Source organism: Streptomyces sp. NPDC049954 (assembly GCF_040656295.1).
GTDB lineage: Bacteria > Actinomycetota > Actinomycetes > Streptomycetales > Streptomycetaceae > Streptomyces.
Map to the genome: position 1 here is coordinate 798,688 of NZ_JBFALS010000001.1, position 18,233 is coordinate 816,920.

Here is an 18,233-nt window from a genome sequence, read left to right on the forward strand (position 1 = left end):
TGTCCATGTCAACCCAGGTGAAATTTCCGTGTGTTGGTGAACAGGCGGTGCACGAGGTGTGCGACGCGCGCCTTTCGGGCGCCGGGTGCGCGACCGCCGCGCCCCGGGCGCGCCCCCGTGATCGCGTCGGGGCGGGGCGCGCCCGGTTCCTCCCGTGGGTACCGGTGGACTGTCGGTGGGGCGCCGGCGGGGTGCCGTTGAGGGGGGCTCAGCCGCGCAGCGCCTCGTAGCGCTCGCGCAGCCGGGCCAGTCCGTCGGCGGTGGGTGCTCCGTGCAGCCGCAGCCGGGAGACGCCGCCGTCGGGGTGGATGTCGAGGCGGGCGTGGGTCGCGGTCACGGGGTCGGGCAGCGCGAAACGGTGGACGGTGTCGGGCTGGAGCCGGGTGCGGGGCAGCACCTCGGTCCACTCCCCCGTGCCGTCGCGCACGGTGAGACTCGCCCAGCCGGCCGCGTTGCCCTTGTAGCACGCGGTGTCGATCTCGACGGCCCGGACCTGGGAACGCGCGCCGAGCGCGTACGTCACCCAGTCGTGGCCCCGGTCGCGGCGGCGCCGGGTCTCCCAGCCCTCGTCCATCGTGCGGGAGCGGCCCGGGCGCAGGGTGTTGTCGGGCGGTGAGTAGAAGCGGTCGGAGGCGTCCTCGGCGCGGCCGCCGTGTTCCAGTGCGAGGACGTCGAAGGAGCCGAGAGCGGTGAGCCAGGCCGGGTCGGGCACGACCTCGCCGTGCACCCGCAGCCGGGCGACGCCGCCGTCGGGGTACTGGTTGAGCCGTACGTGGGTGAAGCGCCGTTCGACGTCCACGGTGAAGCCGTTGGCGGCGTGCCCGCCGACGGGGGTGCGCGGCACGAGGGGGGTCCAGACGACCTCGGGGGCGAGCAGGTCCTCGGGCGAGGGGCTGCCGCCCACGGCCGCCGCCTCGACGGAGACGGCCTGCGGGTGGTTGCCCCGGAAGTGGGCGGTGTCCACGACCAGCCCGCGGATCACGCCGGGGGTGCCGAGCCGCACCAGTGCCCAGTCGTGGTCCTCCTCGGCGGGCCAGGGCTGTCCGGGCCCTTCGCCCCTTCGGCGGCGCGTCTCCCAGCCGTCCATGATCTTGCCCTTGTGCCCGTAGCGCTCGGGGTCGAAGACGGCCCGGTGCGGCAGGAGCAGGTTCTCGCGTTCGGCGAAGAACTCGTCGTTGGCGGCGAGGACGCTGCCGCCCAGTTCTCGGTCGGCGAGGTCGAGGAGCCGGGTGAAGGGGAGTTCGGCGGTGCGGTAGTCGGCGTAGGGGTCACCGCCGGTGTAGGGCCGGGCGTTGTCGGCGTAGGTGGTCGCGGGTGTCGCCGTCACAGTGCGGGGGTGTTCCTTTCCAGTAGTCGGCCGTGCGGGCCGCTGAAGGCTCCGTCGTGCAGGACGCGTCGGCCACCGAGCCAGGTGGATCGCACCACTCCGTTCAGGGTGCGGCCCGCGTAGGCGGTGACCGGGTTGCGGTGCTGGAGGCGGGCGGGGTCGACGGTGAAGGTGTCCTCGGGGGCGAGCACGGTGAAGTCGGCGTCCTTGCCCGGGGCGATGGCGCCCTTCGTGTCGAGTCCGGCGAGCCGCGCGGGTGCCTGGGACATCCAGCGCACCACGTCGTCCAGGGACAGTCCGCGCGCCTTCGCGGCCGTCCACACGGCGGGCAGGCCGAGTTGCAGCGAGGAGATCCCGCCCCAGGCGGTCGCGAAGTCCCCGGTCTTGAGGTCGGCGGTGGAGGGCGAGTGGTCGGAGACCACGCAGTCCAGCGTGCCGTCGGCGAGTCCCTGCCACAGCAGGTCCTGGTTGGCGGCCTCCCTGATGGGTGGACAGCATTTGAACTCGGTGGCGCCGTCCGGGACTTCCTCGGCCGTCAGGGTCAGGAAGTGCGGGCAGGTCTCGGCGGTGACGCGGGCTCCGGCCGCCCTGGCCCCCGCGACGAGCGGCAGGGCGTCGGCGGAGGACAGGTGCAGGATGTGGACGCGGGCGCCGGGGTGGCGGGCGGCGGCGTCCAGGAGGGTGCGGATCGCGTCGTGTTCGGCGGTGCGCGGCCGGGAGGCGAGGAAGTCGGCGTAGCGGGCCCCGCCGCGCTGAGGAGCGCCGTCCAGCCGGTGCGGGTCCTCGGCGTGCACGATGAGCAGCCCGCCGAACGAGGCGGTCTCGGCGAGCGCGCGGTCCAGGCCGGCCCGGTCGAGTTCCGGGAACTCCTCGACGCCGGAGGGCGAGAGGAAGCACTTGAAGCCGAAGACCCCCGCCTCGTGCAGGGGGCGCAGTTCGGCGGTGTTGTCCGGCAGGGCGCCGCCCCAGAATCCGACGTCGACGTGCGCCTTGGGCGCGGCCGTCTCCCGTTTGACCTTGAGGTGGTCGACGGTGGTCGTGGGCGGCAGGGAGTTGAGCGGCATGTCGACGAGGGTGGTGATCCCGCCCGCCGCCGCGGCGCGCGTCGCCGTCCAGAACCCCTCCCAGTGGGTGCGGCCGGGGTCGTTGACGTGCACGTGGGTGTCGACGAGTCCGGGCAGCAGCGCGTCGTCCCCGAGGTCGAGGAGCCGGACACCGGCGGGTACGGGGGCCGCGTGCTCCCCAACGGCGGCGACCGTGGCACCGGTGACGTGGACGGACGCGGGGCGGGTGCCTTCGGGGAGGCAGACGCGGGTGGAGCGCAGTACGAGGTCCTGTTCGGGCGACACGGTCGCTCAGCCTCCGATACGGGTCGGCACACCTGCCGCGGGGCCCTGTCGGCGGCGCTGCCCACCCCGGCGGATTCAACGTTCTGTTGAAGACCTTCCGCGGCGAGTCTGGGCCCGCGCCGCACGCCCGTCAAGGGGTGCCCGGGGAGCCGCACCTCCTCGCCTTTTCCGGTAACCGGAAATACACTTCCGCGAAACAGACCCGGAACACTCGCTGTGCGGTGTGCGGCGGGGCCGCCGGTTCACGGCCCCTGGTACGCCGGTTCCACGGGCGCGCCGGTTGTCAGCCTGCGGGCGCCGGTGCCGCGGGCGCCGGGTCACGGCCTGCGGTAGGTGGGCCGCTCACCCGGTCCACCGGCGCGCCGGGAACGCCTCGCCCCGCCGGGTAGGCTGCTGACTTGCCCGTCTGCCCGAAAGGACCGCGCCGTGCCGACGTCGAGCGCCAGCGACGCCACCTCCCCTGCCGCCAAGTCCCCCGCCGCGGGCGGAGTGCAGTCGCTGGAACGCGCCTTCGACCTGCTGGAGCGGATGGCGGACGCGGGCGGCGAGGTGGGGCTGAGTGAACTGTCGAGCAGCAGCGGCCTGCCCCTGCCGACCATCCACCGGCTCATGCGCACGCTCGTCGCGTGCGGGTACGTCCGCCAGCAGAGCAACCGCAGGTACGCGCTCGGCCCGCGCCTGATCCGGCTCGGCGAGTCCGCCTCCCGGCTGCTGGGCACCTGGGCCCGCCCCTGCCTGGCCCGCCTGGTCGAGGAGACCGGGGAGACGGCCAACATGGCCCTGCTGGACGGCGACGAGGTCGTGTACGTCGCCCAGGTCCCCTCGAAGCACTCGATGCGGATGTTCACCGAGGTGGGGCGCCGGGTGCTGCCGCACTCCACGGGGGTGGGCAAGGCCCTGCTCGCGGGTTTCCCGCCGGCCGAGGTACGTGCGTTGCTGGCCCGTACCGGCATGCCCGCCGCCACCGACCGCACGATCACGACCCCCGACGCCTTCCTCTCCGCGCTGGAGCAGGTCCGCGCCGCGGGTTACGCGATGGACGACAACGAGCAGGAGATCGGCGTGCGTTGCCTGGCCGTGCCGGTCCCCGACTCCCCCACGGCGGCCGCGCTGTCCATCTCGGGGCCCGCGGGCCGCGTCACCGAGGAGGCGACCCGGCACATCGTCCCGGTGCTCCAGGAGGTGGCGCGGGACCTGTCCGAGATCCTGGCGGCTTCCGGTCACGGGGCCTGAACGGGACACGGGGCCGGACAGTGGCCGGTCCCCGGTCCCCCGCTACGGTCCGGCCGGCCCGAACAGCTCTATGGCGGCGCGCACTTGCGCCAGCGCCGGGGCCAGCGCGCTGACCGAGCCGACGGCCGCCGTCACGAGGAGCAGGGACCGGCGCAGCCGCGCGACCTCCGGGGCCCCGTCGCCCGCGGTCGCGGCGAGCGCGGCGAGTTCGTTCTCGGCGACGGCACGATCGGCGAACTCGACGGCGTACGTGGCGATCTCACGGCGCAGCCCGCTCACGGCCGCGCCCAGCTCGGTGACCCTCGGGTCCTCCTCGCCGCACACCGTGCGCCGCGTCCCCGGCTCCTCGGCCCGGTCGAGACTCCTCGCCGTGGCCTGATCCGTACCGTGCACAGCGGTACCCCCCCTCGCACTTCCTCGTGCGTCTTCCGTGTGTCGTACTGAGGTCCCCACCAGGGCTGGTCGGGCTCCGGATCAAGGGACCGCCGCCAGTATTCGCCACCCGGCGCCGACGCGCCAGTCGGTAACCGGCGATCCGTCACACGTAGGGTCCGGGAGCGCGGAGGCACAGCGGAGAGAGGGAGGTGGCCGGGTATGCGGACTCGGACCCGGGGGGCGGTCGTCGGGGTGCTGCTCGCGGCGGGCGGCGGTCGGCGCCTGGGCGGCCGGCCGAAGGCGCTGCTGCGGGGCGGGGGGCTGCTGCTCGTCGAGCGGGGTGTGGCCGCCCTGCGCGACGGGGGCTGCGCACGGGTGCACGTCGTACTGGGCGCCCGGTCCCACGAGGTGCGGCGCCGGGTCGAGGAGCGCTCGGCGGGGACGGACGGGAGCCGCCACGGCGTCACCGGGCTCGCCGAGTCGGTCACCTGGGTGGAGAACCCGCTCTGGGAGTCCGGGATGGGCTCCTCGCTGCGGGCGGGCCTGACCTCGCTCGACGGAACGGGTGCGGGCGCGGCGCTGATCTGCCTGGTGGACCAGCCGGGCATCGGCGCGGCCGCGGTGGCCCGGGTGGCACGGGCGTACCAGGGCTCCGGCAGCCTGGCCTGCGCCGCGTACGAGGGCCGGCGCGGCCACCCCGTGCTGCTGGGGGCCGACCGCTGGCCCGCGGTCGCCGCGAGCGCCGTGGGCGACCGGGGCGCGCGCGGGTATCTGCGGGAGAGGGAGGCGGAGTTGACGCTCGTGGAGTGCGGGGACGTGGCACAGCCCTACGACATCGACACGGCCGCCGACCTGGGACGGCTGGACACGCTGTGAGGGCGAGCCCCGCGACCAGGGCCCGCACGGCCGGTGTCAGAAGCCCCGGCCTCCGGGCCTCTGGCACCTGGCACCCCACCCGCCCCCGCCACCACCGCAGAGCATTGAACTTCCACAATGAGAAAACTAGTATCCGGAAAACAGAAGTACCGCTGACCTCCGGAGGGCGGGCCCCGCCTTCCGCACCGAGCCCCGGCCCCGTGCCGGCCGCCGAAGGAGCGCCCGCCCATGTCCTCGTCCGCGCCCGCCGTCGTCACCGCCGACGCCCCGCCGTTGAGCCGGCGGGACGAGATCCTCACGCCCGCCGCGCTCGCCTTCCTCGGCGAGCTGCACACCAGGTTCACCTCCCGACGCGATGAGCTGCTCGCGCTGCGCGCCGAGCGCCGGGCCGAGATCGCCGAGACCTCCTCGCTGGACTTCCTGCCGCACACGGCCGGTGTGCGGGCCGACGAGACGTGGCGGGTGGCGCCCGCCCCGGCGGCGCTGGAGGACCGGCGGGTGGAGATCACCGGCCCCACGGACCGCAAGATGACCGTCAACGCCCTGAACTCGGGCGCCCGGGTGTGGCTCGCCGACTTCGAGGACGCCTCGGCGCCCACCTGGGAGAACGTGATCCACGGACAGGCGAACCTGGTCGACGCCTTCGAGCGGCGCATCGACTTCACCGACGAGCGCACCGGCAAGTCGTACGCGCTCGGGCCGGCCGGGGAGCTGGCGACCGTCGTGGTGCGCCCGCGCGGCTGGCACCTCGACGAACGGCACCTGGAGGTGGACGGACGGGCGGTGCCGGGCGCCCTCGTCGACTTCGGCCTGTTCTTCTTCCACAACGCGCGGCGCCTCTCGCAGCGCGGCCTGGGCCCGTTCTTCTATCTGCCGAAGACCGAGTCGCACCTGGAGGCGCGGCTGTGGAACGAGGTCTTCACGTACGCGCAGGAGGCTCTCGGCGTCCCGCACGGCACGGTGCGGGCCACCGTGCTGATCGAGACCATCACCGCCGCGTACGAGATGGAGGAGATCCTCTACGAGCTGCGTGAGCACGCCTCGGGGCTGAACGCGGGCCGCTGGGACTACCTGTTCTCCATCGTGAAGAACTTCCGTGACGGCGGGCGGAAGTTCGTCCTGCCGGACCGCAACGCGGTGACGATGACGGCCCCGTTCATGCGGGCGTACACCGAACTCCTCGTGCGCACCTGCCACAAGCGGGGTGCGCACGCGATCGGCGGGATGGCGGCCTTCATCCCCTCGCGCAGGGACGCCGAGGTCAACAAGGTGGCCTTCGAGAAGGTGCGCGCCGACAAGGACCGGGAGGCCGCCGACGGCTTCGACGGCTCGTGGGTCGCCCACCCCGACCTCGTCCCCGTAGCCCGGGAGTCCTTCGACGCGGTGCTCGGGCGGCGCCCGCACCAGAAGGACCGGCTGAGGGAGGACGTGTCGGTGGCCGCGGCCGACCTGATCGCGATCGACTCCCTCACGGCGGAACCGACGTACGAGGGCCTGGTCAACGCCGTGCAGGTCGGCATCCGTTACATCGAGGCGTGGCTGCGCGGCTCCGGTGCGGTGGCCATCTTCAACCTGATGGAGGACGCGGCGACCGCCGAGATCTCCCGTTCGCAGATCTGGCAGTGGATCAACGCGGGCGTCGAGGTCGAACGGGAGGGCGTCCGGGTGCCGGTGACGAGGGAGCTGGCGCGCGCCGTCGCGGACGAGGAACTGGGCTCTCTGCGAGCCGAGTTGGGCGAGGAGGCTTTCGCCTCCGGCCGCTGGCCGGAGGCCCACGAGCTGCTGCTGGAGGTGTCGCTGGACGAGACGTACGCGGACTTCCTGACCGTTCCCGCCTACGAGCGGCTCGGCTGAGGCCGCAGGGGCCGGGAGCCGCCGCTCCCGGCCCCTCCTCGCCCACTGCTGTTCTCACCCGCCGTGCAGGTCCGGCACGTGCTGGAGCCAGGCGGGCCGACCCGCGCGGGTGCGTGCGCGCCGCTTCTCGTCGGCGGCCGAGAGTTCGCGCGCCGTCGGGAAGTCGGTGGGCAGCCAGCTCGCGGAGACCGCCGCGCGCGCGGCGAGCACGGAGACGTACGCCTCACGGACCTCCTGCGGCCCGGCGAACCCGGGTTCGTGCGTGAGCCACCCCTCGGGGACGAGCGAGACGACCTCGTGCAGCAGCTCGCGGGTCACGAGCGGAGCGAGTTCGGCGTCGGCGGCCCGTACGTCGGGCGTACAGGCGCCGAGGGCGTGGGCCCGGAAGTCGTACGCCTTGCCCACGGAGGCGGCCGCACTGTCCCAGCGGTGGTGGAAGACGAGCGCCGCGCCGTGGTCGATGAGCCACAGCCGGGCGGGCGCGGTGCCGGACGCCGGCCACACCATGAGGTTGGGGCTGTGCACCGTGCGGTCCACGTTGGCGGTGAGCGCGTCCAGCCACACGACGCGCCCCGCCTCCAGCGGACCGACCTCCAGCGCACCGGCCGCGACGGGTCCGCTGCCTCCCGGCACGAAGTCGACGGCCCCCGGCAGGTAGTCCATCCCCAGGTTCAGCCCGCCGCTGGCCGCAAGCAGGTCCCGCACCTCCTGGTGCGGTTCGTGCACGCCGAGTGCCGGGTCGAAGTGGGCGAGCACGAGTACGGGCACCCGCAGCCCGAGCCGCCGGGCCAGCTCCCCGACGATCACCTCGGCGACGAGCGCCTTACGCCCCTGCGCGGAACCGGTGAACTTCAGGACGTAGGTCCCGAGGTCGTCGGCCTCGACGATCCCGGGCACGGAGCCACCGCCGTGGAGCGGTTCGACGTAGCGGGTGGCGGTGACCTCTGTCAGCATGTTCCCGGCCGGCCCGTCTCCCTGACCCTGCGATCCACAGCCACCTCCGAGGCGCTCGCCGGGCGAACCTGCCGCCCCGCCGGGGGCCGCCCCTCCCCCGCGTCGTCTTCCCGCATGAAGTGGGCATAGTAACCCGGGGTGATCGCTGACCGGGTCAGCGGGCGGGGCGCACCGCCGCGGCGATGCGCCCCGCCCCGTACCGGCCCCGGCCGGGCGGGACCGCGCTCAGACGGCCGCGGCGCGGCGTCCCGTCACGATCAGGTAGCCGAGCTCGGGCATCTCCATGTTCTCGCCCTCGGCGGGCTTCAGCTTGGCGAAGACCTCGGGGTCGATCTTCGAGGCCAGCTCGCTCATGTTCTTGGCGAGCGCCTCACCGAGCCGCTTGACCGACTGCCTGGTGGTGTTCTCACTGACGTCGACGATCTCCGTGGGACGCAGCCCCGCCTCGCGCAGGAGCGCGGGGTACGCCTCGAAGGAGGCGGGCGACTGGGTGAGGTACCGCTTGAGGATGCCCTCGATCACGGGCCGGCGTTCCTCCGATATGGTCTCCCGCTCGTAGTTGTCCGTGAGCGCGAGCCGCCCGCCCGGCCGCAGGACCCGGGCCGCCTCGGTGAGCGCCGCCTTCCGGTCCGGCATCTGCATGACGGACTCCAGCATCCATACGGCGCTGAAGGAGGCGTCGTCGAAGGGCAGGTCCATGGCGTCGCCGTGCTGGAAGCTGACCTTGCCGCTCATACCCGCGGCCTCGGCCAGTTCGTTGGCCTTCTCGACCTGCTTGCCGCTGACGCTGATGCCCACCACCTCGGCGCCGGTCACCTGGGCCAGCCTGATCGCGGGCCCGCCGACACCACAGCCGATGTCGAGTACCCGGTCACCGGGGCCCACCTGGAGCCGCTCGATCATCATGTCCGTGAGCCGGTTGGCGGCCTCCTCCAGGCCGGTGGCGTCGTCCGGGTTGTTCCAGAAGCCCACGTGGATGTTGGGACCGTACAGCGAGGCGTCGAACGCACCCACCAGCTGGTCGTAGAACTGGCCGACCTGCTGACCTACGGGGGTGAAACTCGATGACGTCACTTACTTCCTCCTGCTGTGTGCGATCTGCGTCAACGGAAGGGCCGGCGTGCCGGGAACATCCCGGGCCGGTCCTTCCGGCTTCTTTCTCTTCTTCATCTCGCGTCGCGCGAGCGCGTGCCCGGCCGGGTGCCGGGCCGCGCGTCACACGTGTTCCGCAAGCCAGTTGAGGACGGCCGCCGCGGTGGTGCCCGCGTGGTCCTCCATCATGGTGAAGTGGTTTCCGGGCACTTCGATCCGGGTCAGTTCGGCTCCCCAGGCCGATTCCTCGTCGGCCCCCTGCTCCGAACCGGTGAAGGACTCCTCGGCCTTCACCGCGAGGATCGGTGCGCCGATCGGGGCCGGCCCCCAGTCCGAGAACAGGCGCAGGTATCCGCCCATCGCGGTGAGCCTGCTCTCGTCCACCGCGCCGAACATCTTCTCGCGATCGAGCATCTGTCCGGAGAGGTTGGTCTGGATCCACGGCAGCGCCTCGCTGCGGGGCAGGTAGGTGTCCAGCATGACGACGGCGGACGGGGCGCTTCCGCGCTCGGCCAGCCGCCCGGCGACCGCCTGGGCGATCCACCCGCCGGACGAGCGTCCGACGAGCACGACCGGGCCCCCACCCGCGCTCCGGAGCACCGCCTCCACCTGCATCTCCACCACCGCGTCGATACTAGCCGGAAGCAACTCACCCTTGCCGAAGCCGGGTTCGGGCAGCACCGTCACATCCCGCCGACCGCGGAAGCCCGCCGCGAAGCGGGCGTACTCCCGGGGCCCGGAGATGGCCACCAGCGACGGGAAGCACACGAGGCCCGGCGCCGTACTCCCCTTGGACAGGCGGACGATCTTGGGTGCGGTCGTCACCTCGGCGGCCGTACGGAACGAGGGGCGCAGACGGGCTGCGGCCATCAGCAACTGGGTCCCCGCGACGTACTGCCCGTCGGTGCATGCCTGCCGGTAGAGCGCCTCGATCGTGGAACCGGTGTCGTTCCCGGCCGCCGGGGCGGTGGCCGCCTGCTCGCTCGCGCCGCTTGCGGCGGACGGCTCGTGGGACGGTGTGGTGCCGCTCGCGCCCGGCACCAGGCGGGTGCGCAGGTGGCTCGCGAGCGCGGCCGGCGTGCCGTGGTCGAACAGGAGTGTCGCCGGCAGGGTGAGGCCGGTGACGTGGTTGAGCCGGTTGCGGATCTCCACCGCGGTGAGCGAGGTGAGGCCGAGTTCCAGGAAGGCGTTGGCCTCGTCCACGGTGTCCGGCGAGTCGTGACCGAGGACCGTCGCGGTGTGCGTGCGCACCAGGGCGGTCAGGGTCCTTATCTGCTCGGCCTCCGTCTGCCCCGCGAGCCGCTGTCCGAGTGGTGCCGCTCCGGTGTCCCGCACGGTGTCGGCGGCGCCGTCGACCACCCTGCGGACCGGGGCGCGGACCAGGCCGCGCAGCAGGGCGGGCGTCCCGACCGAGGCGGCCTGTGCCTGCAGGACCGCGAGGTCCAGGCGCATGGGCACCAGGAGCGGGTCCGCTCCGGAGGCGCCGTCCTCACGGCTGTGCGTCGCCGCGACCGCCGAGTCGAACAGGGCGAGCCCCTCCTTTGAGGTCAGCGCGGCCACTCCGGAACGGCCCAGCCGCTGGACGTCTCCCTCCTCCATGTGGCCGGTCATGGCGCTGCGTTCGGCCCACAGTCCCCAGGCCAGTGAGGCCGCGGGCAGGCCCTCGGCCCTGCGGTACTGCGCCAGGGCGTCGAGGAAGGCGTTGGCCGCCGCGTAGTTGGCCTGTCCCCCGGCACCGAACACGCCGGCCGCCGAGGAGAAGAGCACGAACGCGGAGAGCGGCAGCTCCCTGGTCAGCTCGTGCAGGTGCACGGCGGCGTCGCTCTTCGGGCGCAGCACGGCGTCCAGGCGCTCCGGTGTCATCGACCCGAGGACTCCGTCGTCGAGGACACCGGCCGAGTGCACCACTGCGGTGAGCGGGTGCTCGCCGGGCACGGTCGCCAGCAGCTCCGCGAGGGCGGGGCGGTCGGCGACGTCACAGGCGGCCATCCGCACCGACGCCCCCAGGGCGGTCAGCTCCTCCACCAGTTCGGCGGCACCGGCCGCCGACCGTCCCCGGCGGCTGGTCAGCAGCAGGTGCCGTACGCCGTGTTCCGCCACCAGGTGCCGTGCCACCCGGGCCCCCAGGACGCCCGTCGCCCCGGTGACGAGTACCGTCCCCTCCGCGTTCCACACCGGCGCGAGGGCCGGGGGCTCCCCGAGCTGGTCGCCCTGCTGGTCGCGGTCGGTCCGAGCCGCGCGCACCCGGGCCAGCCGGGCCGCGAGGGGCCGTCCCTCGCGTACCGCGAGCTGCGGTTCCTCCCCGCCCAGGATCTGCGGCAGAACGGCGAAGGAGGCTTCCCGCTCGTCCAGGTCCAGCAGCACGAACCGGTCGGGGTTCTCCGACTGCGCCGCCCGCACCAGGCCCCACGCCGCGGCCTGGGCCGGGTCGGCGATCCGCTCACCGGGACGGGTGGCGACCGCACCGCGGGTGACGAGCACCAGCCGGGAACGCTCGAAGTGCTCGTCGGCCAGCCAGTCCCGCGTCAGTCGCAGCGCCCGGTGCGCCGCGTCGCGTACGCGCCCGGCCGAGAGCGGCCGGGGCGCGCCGTCGCCGGGGCCGTAGGCGTCCGGCGCGCAGAGCGGGACGAACACCAGGTCCGGCGCTGTGCGGCCGTCCGCCACGGACTGTGCCAGAACCGACAGGTCCGGGTACTTCTCGGCCTGCGCCCCGGCGGTGCGAGCCGACTTCAGAGCCGTCGGCAGCCACGTCTCGTCGTCGCCGAGTACCGCCCACCCGGCCGGGGGGACGGCGGCGCCGGTGACCGCCACCGCGTTCCACTCCAGCCGGAAGAGGGACTCGTGGAAGGTTCCGTGCGCCCGGCCGAGCTGCTCCCGTGAGATGGGCCTGGTCACGAGCGAGTCCACCGAGAGCACCGGCCGGCCCGACGTGTCGACGGCCGAGAGCGCCACCGCCTCGGGCCCCGTGGGTGCCAGTCGTACGCGCAGTACGGACGCCCCCTCCGCGTGCAACGACACGCCGTTCCAGGCGAAGGGCATCCGGACGCGCCCGGTGTCCCCACCGGATGCCTGCCCGTCCCGGCCGGCCCGCTCCGGCGCACCCTCGGCGGGGGTGCCGGGCAGGCGGACGAAGTCGCCGAAGGCCATCGCGTGCAGCGCGGAGTCCAGCAGAGCCGGGTGCACGCCCAGGTGCCTGGCCTCGGACCACTGTTCCTCGGGCAGACCGACCTCCGCGAACACCTCCTGGCCCCGGCGCCATACGGCACGCAGCCCCTGGAACGAGGGACCGTAGCCGAAGCCGTTCCGCGCGAACCTCTCGTAGAGCCCTTCGACAGGGACCGGTTCCGCGTCGGCCGGCGGCCACGCCTCCTCGCTGCCGGGACCGGTGACCGGGCCCCCGGCCTCGGTGAGCGCGCCGGTGGCGTGCCGGGTCCAGGGGCCGTCCTCGGTCTGTGAGTGGACACTCATCGAGCGCCGGCCGGACTCGTCGGGGCCCTCGACGGCCACCTGGATCGCGACCGCTCCGTCCGCGGGCAGCACGAGCGGGGCTTCCAGGGTCAGTTCGTCCACACGGTTACAGCCGACCACCTCCCCGGCCCGCAACGCCAGTTCCACGAACGCCGTTCCCGGCAGCAGGGAGACCCCGGCCACCGCGTGGTCCGCCAGCCAGGGATGGGTCCGCAGGGACAGCCGGCCCGTCAGCAGGGCGCCGTCCGTCGCCGGAAGGGTGACGGCCGCGCCCAGCAGCGGATGGCCGGCGGCCGACAGACCAGCCGCCGCCACGTCGCCCGCCACACCGGCCGTCGGGTCCGACTCCAGCCAGTAACGCTGGTGCTGGAAGGCGTACGTGGGCAGCTCGACGCGGCGCGCGCCCGTCCCCTCGAACAGGGTGGCCCAGTCGACGGCCGCGCCACCGACGAAGGCTTCGGCGGCCGAGGTGAGGAAGCGCTCCAGGCCGCCCTCGCCCCGGCGCAGAGAACCCACCGCCGTCACTGCGGTGTTGTGGGCCTCGGCGGTCTGCTCGACGCCCATCGTGAGGACCGGGTGGGCACTGGACTCGACGAACAGCCGGAACCCGTCGGCCAGCAGCGCGTCCACCGTCTCCGCGAAACGCACCGTCTGGCGCAGATTGCGATACCAGTAGCCCGCGTCCAGACCCGATGTGTTGAGTACTCCGCCGGTCACCGTCGAGTAGAACGGCACCGACGCCGTACGCGGGGAGACATCCGCCAACTCCCGCGCAAGGACACTCTCGATCTCCTCGACGTGCGCGCAGTGCGAGGCGTAGTCCACCGCGATCCGCCGCGCCCTGATTGCGTCCGCCTCGCAGACGGCCAGCAGTTCGTCCAGGGCGTCCGCGTCACCGGACACCACCACCACGCCGGGACCGTTCACGGCGGCCAGCGAGACCCGGCCCTCCCACCGGGCGAGCAGATCACCGATCACGTCCTCGCCCAGGGAGACCGAGACCATCCCGCCCCGGCCGGACAGGACCTTGAGCGCCTTACTGCGCAGCGCGACCACCCGCGCCCCGTCCTCCAACGACAAGGCACCCGCCACACAAGCAGCGGCGATCTCCCCCTGTGAATGTCCCACCACGGCGGCCGGTACGACACCCATCGACCGCCACACCTCGGCCAACGACACCATCACAGCCCACAACACCGGCTGCACGACATCGACTTCACCCAGCCACGCGTCGTCACCAGAGGCATCGCGCAGGATCTCGGTCAACGACCAGTCCACGAACGGAGCCAACGCCGCACCGCACTCCGCCACCCGGCCGGCGAACACCGCCGACGACTCCAGCAGTTCCGCCGCCATACCCAGCCACTGCGAACCCTGACCCGGGAACACCAACACCACACGGCCATCCGCACCTGTCGCGACACCACGGACGACACCGGTACTCTCACGGCCTCGCGCCAGCGACTCAAGGCCGCTCAGGAGACCGTCACGGTCGGCGCCGAGCACCACAGCCCGGTGCTGGAACACCGTTCGCGTGGTGGCCGAGGACAGCCCCACGTCGCTCACCGAGAGGGCCGGTTCCTGTCGGACCCGTGCGGCCAGCCGGTCCGCCTGTGCTCGCACTGCCGTCTCGGTCTTGGCGGACACGACCCACGAGACCACGGCGGGCACCGGGGACGGCAGCTCGCGCGGGCTTCCCTCCGTCTCACCGGCTGCCGTGGCCTGTTCGAGGATGATGTGCGCGTTAGTGCCGCTGAGGCCGAACGAGGAGATCCCGGCCCGGCGCGGACGGTCGGCCTCGGGCCACGGCGTGGCCCCGGTGAGCAACTCGACCGCTCCGGCCGTCCAGTCGACGTGCGGGGAGGGTTCGTCGACGTGCAGGGTTTGCGGCAGTACGCCGTGCCGCATCGCCAGCACCATCTTGATGATCCCGGCCACCCCGGCCGCCGCCTGTGTGTGCCCGATGTTCGACTTGATCGACCCCAGCCACAACGGCCGGTCCTCAGGACGGTTCTGCCCGTACGTCGCCAGCAACGCCTGCGCCTCGATCGGATCACCCAACCGGGTCCCGGTACCGTGCGCCTCGACCGCGTCGACCTCGGCCGCCGAAAGCCCCCCACTCTCCAACGCCGCCCTGATCACCCGCTGCTGCGAAGGACCGTTCGGCGCCGTCAGACCATTACTCGCACCGTCCTGATTGACCGCCGAACCCCGCACCACCGCCAACACCTGATGCCCATGACGCCGCGCGTCCGACAACCGCTCCAGCAGGAGCAGACCGACACCCTCACCCCACCCCGTACCGTCCGCGGCAGCAGCGAACGGCTTGCACCGGCCGTCCGCGGCCAGCCCACGCTGCCGGCTGAACTCGGCGAAGGTCGCCGGGGTGGACATCACGGTGACGCCACCGGCCAGCGCCAGATCACATTCGCCCTGGCGCAGCGACTGTGCCGCGAGGTGCAGGGCCACCAGAGACGAGGAACAGGCGGTGTCGATGGTGACGGCCGGGCCTTCGAGGCCGAAGGTGTAGGCGATGCGGCCGGACGCGATGCTGCCCGAGCCGCCCGTCGCCAGGTAGCCCTCGGCGCCTTCCGGGACGCTCCGCAACTGTGAGCCGTAGTCGTGGTACATCAGGCCCGCGAACACACCGGTCGCACTGCCGCGCAGGGACGAGGGATCGATGCCGGCCCGTTCGAAGGTCTCCCAGGAGGTTTCCAGGAGCAGTCGCTGCTGGGGGTCCATCGCCAGCGCCTCGCGCGGCGAGATCCCGAAGAACGCCGGGTCGAAGTCGCCCGCCGCGTGCAGGAAACCGCCCTCGCGCACGTAACTCTTGCCGTCGGTGTCCTGGTCCGAGTCGTACAGCCCCTCGGTGTCCCAGCCGCGGTTGCCGGGGAAGCCGGAGACGGCGTCCTCTCCCGCGGCGAGCAGGGCCCACAGCTCCTCGGGCGTGCGGACGCCTCCCGGGAACCGGCAGCCCATGGACACGATGACGACGGGGTCCTCGTCGCGGCCGGTCCCGGAGGGGGCCGCCGGGGCGGTGCGGCGGGCGAGGTCGTCCCGGCCGGTGATCTCCTGGCGCAGATGCCGGGCCAGGTCGGCGGGCGTCGGGTAGTCGAACACCAGTGTGGCCGGCAGCCGCAGCCCGGTGGCCGTGGTGAGCCGGTTGCGCAGTTCCACGGCTGTGAGCGAGTCGAATCCGAGGTCGCTGAAGGCGCCCCCCGGCTCCACGGTCCCGGCGTCCGCGTGCCCCAGAACCGCGGCCACGGCACGGCGTACGACGTTCAGCAGGAGGCGTTCGCCCTCGGCGGCCGGTACGCCGGCCAGCTGTTCCCCCAAGGGGGAGGCGCCCGCCTCGGCGGCCACCTCGACAGCCCTGCGGTTCGTGGGCCTCACCAGGTTCCGGAGTATGTGGGGCACCTCGCCCGCGTCCCGGGTCCTGACGGTGTCCAGCCGCATGGGGATGGCCACCGGAGTGTCCGTCGCGCAGGCGGTCTCGAACAGGGACAGCCCCTCCTCGGGAGACAGTCCCACCACGCCGGACCGCTCGATGCGTCGCAGGCCGGTCCGGTCCAGGCCGCCCGCCATACCGCTCGGTGTGTCCCACAGGCCCCACGCGAGCGACAGGCCGGGCAGGCCCGAGGCCCTGCGGTGGCACACCAGCGCGTCGAGGAAGGCGTTGGCGGCGGCGTAGTTGGCCTGCCCGGCGGTGCCGAAGATGCCGGCCGCGGAGGAGAACACCACGAAGGCCGACAGGTCCGAGGCCGCGGTCAGCTCGTGCAGGTTGACCGCCGCGTCCACCTTGGGCCGCAGGACCGCGTCCACGCGCTCCGGGGTGAGCGATTCGACGACGCCGTCGGCGAGCACTCCGGCGGTGTGCACGACTCCGCGCAGTGGACGGTCCGCCGGAACGGCCGCCAGTACGGCGGCCAGCGCCTCCCGGTCGGCCACGTCGCAGGACGCCCAGGTCACGGACGCGCCTGCGGCCACCAGCTCCGTCTCCAGCTCATGAGCGCCCTCGGCCTTCGCGCCCCGGCGGCTCACCAGCAGCAGGTGCCGGACGCCGCACGCCGCCACGAGGTGCCGCGCGACCAGGGTCCCGAGCGTGCCTCCGGCGCCGGTCACCAGGACCGTGCCCCGCGCGTCCCAGGAAGCCGAGGGCTCCGGCGCCCCCGTGGCCCGTACCCGGTCCAGCCGTGCGCCGAGCAGCACCCCGCCCCGCACGGCCGACTGGGGTTCACCGCTGGACACGGCGGCCGACACCAGGGAGAGGTCCTCCTCGCTCAGCGGCCGCCGGCCGAACGGCTCCGGCCCGTCCTCGGTCCGGGCGTCCAGGTCGACCAGCACGAAGCGTCCGGGATGCTCCGTCTGCGCGGTCCGCACCAGGCCCCACACGGCGGCGGCCGCGAGGTCGGTGACGCCCTCACCCGCCTCGACCGCCACCGCGCCCCGGGTGGCGATCACCAGACGCGAGCCGGCGAGACGCTCCTCCGCCAGCCAGCCCCGCACCAGGCCCAGTGCCCGGTGGACGGCGTGCCGCACCTCGCCGGCGTCCACACCGGACACGGGAGGCAGGAAGGCGAGAGCCACCGGCGGCACCGTCGCACCGCTCTCCACAGCCTTGCTCAGCGCGTCCAGACCGTCGTGGTGGCGCGTTCGTTCGAGCGCCCCCTGTGTCAGCTCGTCCCGGGACGCGAGCCCCGGGCCACCGAGCACGGCCGGCGGAGCCGCCGAGCGGTGCGCCGACGCCTCGGCGCCGGGCACACGACGCCATCCCAGCCGGAACATCGACTGGTGCAGCACCCCGCCGGCCGCGCTGATCTGCTCGGCGGACACGGGCCGTGTCACCAGCGACCCGACCGTCGTGACGAGCGCGCCCCCCGGATCGGTCGCCTCCAGCGAGAGCCGCGACCCGTCCGTTCCATCGGGCCTGAGCCGTACGCGCAGAACGGAGGCCCGCGTCGCGTGCGCCGAGACGCCGTTCCACGAGAAGGGCAGCCGGATCCCCGGCGCCTGGGGGTCGGGGCCGGCCGGTCCCCCGGAGCCGGACGAGGTCGCCGCCGCGCCCATCGCGTGCAGCGAGGCGTCCAGCAGGGCGGGGTGCACGAGGAAGTTGCCCGGCTCCGTCGCCGCCTCCTCCGGCAGGCGAACCTCCGCGTACACCTCCGATTCAGTGCGCCATACGGCCTTGAGGCCCTGGAAGACCGGTCCGTACTGGAGGCCCGCCGCGGCCAGCCGCTCGTAGTAGCCGTCCAGGGCGACCGGCTCGGCGCCGTACGGCGGCCACGCCTGCTCCGGCGTCCGCGGGGGCGCCTCTTCGGGCGTGAGTGTGCCCGTCGCGTGCCGGACCCACGGGCCGCTTTCGCCTTCGCTGTCCCCACGCGAGTGCACGGTCAGCGCCCGGCGCCCCGAGCCCTCCGGCTCAGCGACTGTCACCCGCACCTGCACGCCACCGCGTTCCGGCAGGACCAGGGGCGCCTCAAGCATCAGCTCCTCAAGGCGCGGGCACCCGACCCAGCCTCCGGCGTGGAGTGCGAGGTCGACGAACGCGGTTCCGGGCAGCAGCACCGAGCCCATGACGCTGTGGTCGGCAAGCCAGCCGTGCGAGGCCAGCGAAATCCGGCCGGTGAAGAGGCAGCCGTCGGAGTCGGGCAGCGTGACCGCGGCCCCCAGCAGCGGATGGTCCGCCACCCCCAACCCGGCCGAGG

Annotated in this window: 9 protein-coding genes; 3 read left to right on the forward strand and 6 right to left on the reverse strand. The window is 73.5% G+C overall.

Going from position 1 to position 18,233, the window contains the following annotated elements; translation table 11 throughout:
• Window positions 1-208: 208 nt before the first annotated feature.
• Together alc and allB are read right to left on the reverse strand one after the other, a co-directional pair.
• Window positions 209-1,327 carry an allantoicase gene (gene alc, locus AB0J21_RS03310; protein ID WP_363144050.1) on the reverse strand — a complete coding sequence of 373 codons (1,119 nt, stop codon included), beginning with the start codon at window positions 1,325-1,327 and terminating at the stop codon, window positions 209-211.
• Window positions 1,324-2,676 carry an allantoinase AllB gene (allB, locus tag AB0J21_RS03315; RefSeq protein WP_363144051.1) on the reverse strand — a complete coding sequence of 451 codons (1,353 nt, stop codon included), beginning with the start codon at window positions 2,674-2,676 and terminating at the stop codon, window positions 1,324-1,326. Before allB ends, alc begins: the two co-directional genes overlap by 4 nt.
• A gap of 426 nt (window positions 2,677-3,102) precedes the next feature.
• Here allB and AB0J21_RS03320 point away from each other — a divergent pair, with 426 nt between their 5' ends.
• The gene (locus AB0J21_RS03320; RefSeq protein WP_363144052.1) at window positions 3,103-3,909 is read left to right on the forward strand and encodes an IclR family transcriptional regulator; all 807 of its coding nucleotides are present in this window, start codon (window positions 3,103-3,105) and stop codon (window positions 3,907-3,909) included.
• 42 nt (window positions 3,910-3,951) lie between these two features.
• Here the strand turns inward: AB0J21_RS03320 and AB0J21_RS03325 are convergent, their stop codons facing one another.
• On the reverse strand, window positions 3,952-4,233 hold the full coding sequence (locus AB0J21_RS03325) for a DUF5955 family protein (RefSeq protein ID WP_363144099.1): 282 nt from the start codon (window positions 4,231-4,233) through the stop codon (window positions 3,952-3,954).
• 270 nt (window positions 4,234-4,503) lie between these two features.
• On the opposite strand from AB0J21_RS03325, the gene AB0J21_RS03330 reads away from it, so the two are divergent.
• Both AB0J21_RS03330 and aceB read left to right on the forward strand, forming a co-directional pair.
• Window positions 4,504-5,160, forward strand: coding sequence for an NTP transferase domain-containing protein (locus AB0J21_RS03330; protein WP_363144053.1), 657 nt, complete (start codon window positions 4,504-4,506; stop codon window positions 5,158-5,160).
• 228 nt (window positions 5,161-5,388) lie between these two features.
• Window positions 5,389-7,014, forward strand: coding sequence for a malate synthase A (gene aceB, locus AB0J21_RS03335; RefSeq protein WP_363144054.1), 1,626 nt, complete (start codon window positions 5,389-5,391; stop codon window positions 7,012-7,014).
• 54 nt (window positions 7,015-7,068) lie between these two features.
• Here the strand turns inward: aceB and AB0J21_RS03340 are convergent, their stop codons facing one another.
• The 3 genes from AB0J21_RS03340 to AB0J21_RS03350 all read right to left on the reverse strand — a co-directional run bounded on the left by AB0J21_RS03340 (window position 7,069) and on the right by AB0J21_RS03350 (window position 18,216).
• Entirely contained in the window at window positions 7,069-7,968 is a 900-nt protein-coding gene (locus tag AB0J21_RS03340) for a HipA family kinase (protein WP_363144055.1), read from the reverse strand.
• A gap of 225 nt (window positions 7,969-8,193) precedes the next feature.
• Window positions 8,194-9,042, reverse strand: a complete 849-nt coding sequence (locus AB0J21_RS03345) for a methyltransferase domain-containing protein (protein ID WP_363144056.1) — start codon at window positions 9,040-9,042, stop codon at window positions 8,194-8,196.
• Between the two features lie 141 nt (window positions 9,043-9,183).
• Entirely contained in the window at window positions 9,184-18,216 is a 9,033-nt protein-coding gene (locus AB0J21_RS03350) for an SDR family NAD(P)-dependent oxidoreductase (protein WP_363144057.1), read from the reverse strand.
• Window positions 18,217-18,233: the final 17 nt, after the last annotated feature.

Bases quoted from the DNA above. Each gene is read 5' to 3' on its own strand.
- AB0J21_RS03330 (WP_363144053.1), top strand. From the start codon at position 4,504: ATGCGGACTCGGACCCGGGGGGCGGTCGTCGGGGTGCTGCTCGCGGCG.
- aceB (WP_363144054.1), top strand. From the start codon at position 5,389: ATGTCCTCGTCCGCGCCCGCCGTCGTCACCGCCGACGCCCCGCCGTTG.
- AB0J21_RS03340 (WP_363144055.1), bottom strand. From the start codon at position 7,968: ATGCTGACAGAGGTCACCGCCACCCGCTACGTCGAACCGCTCCACGGC.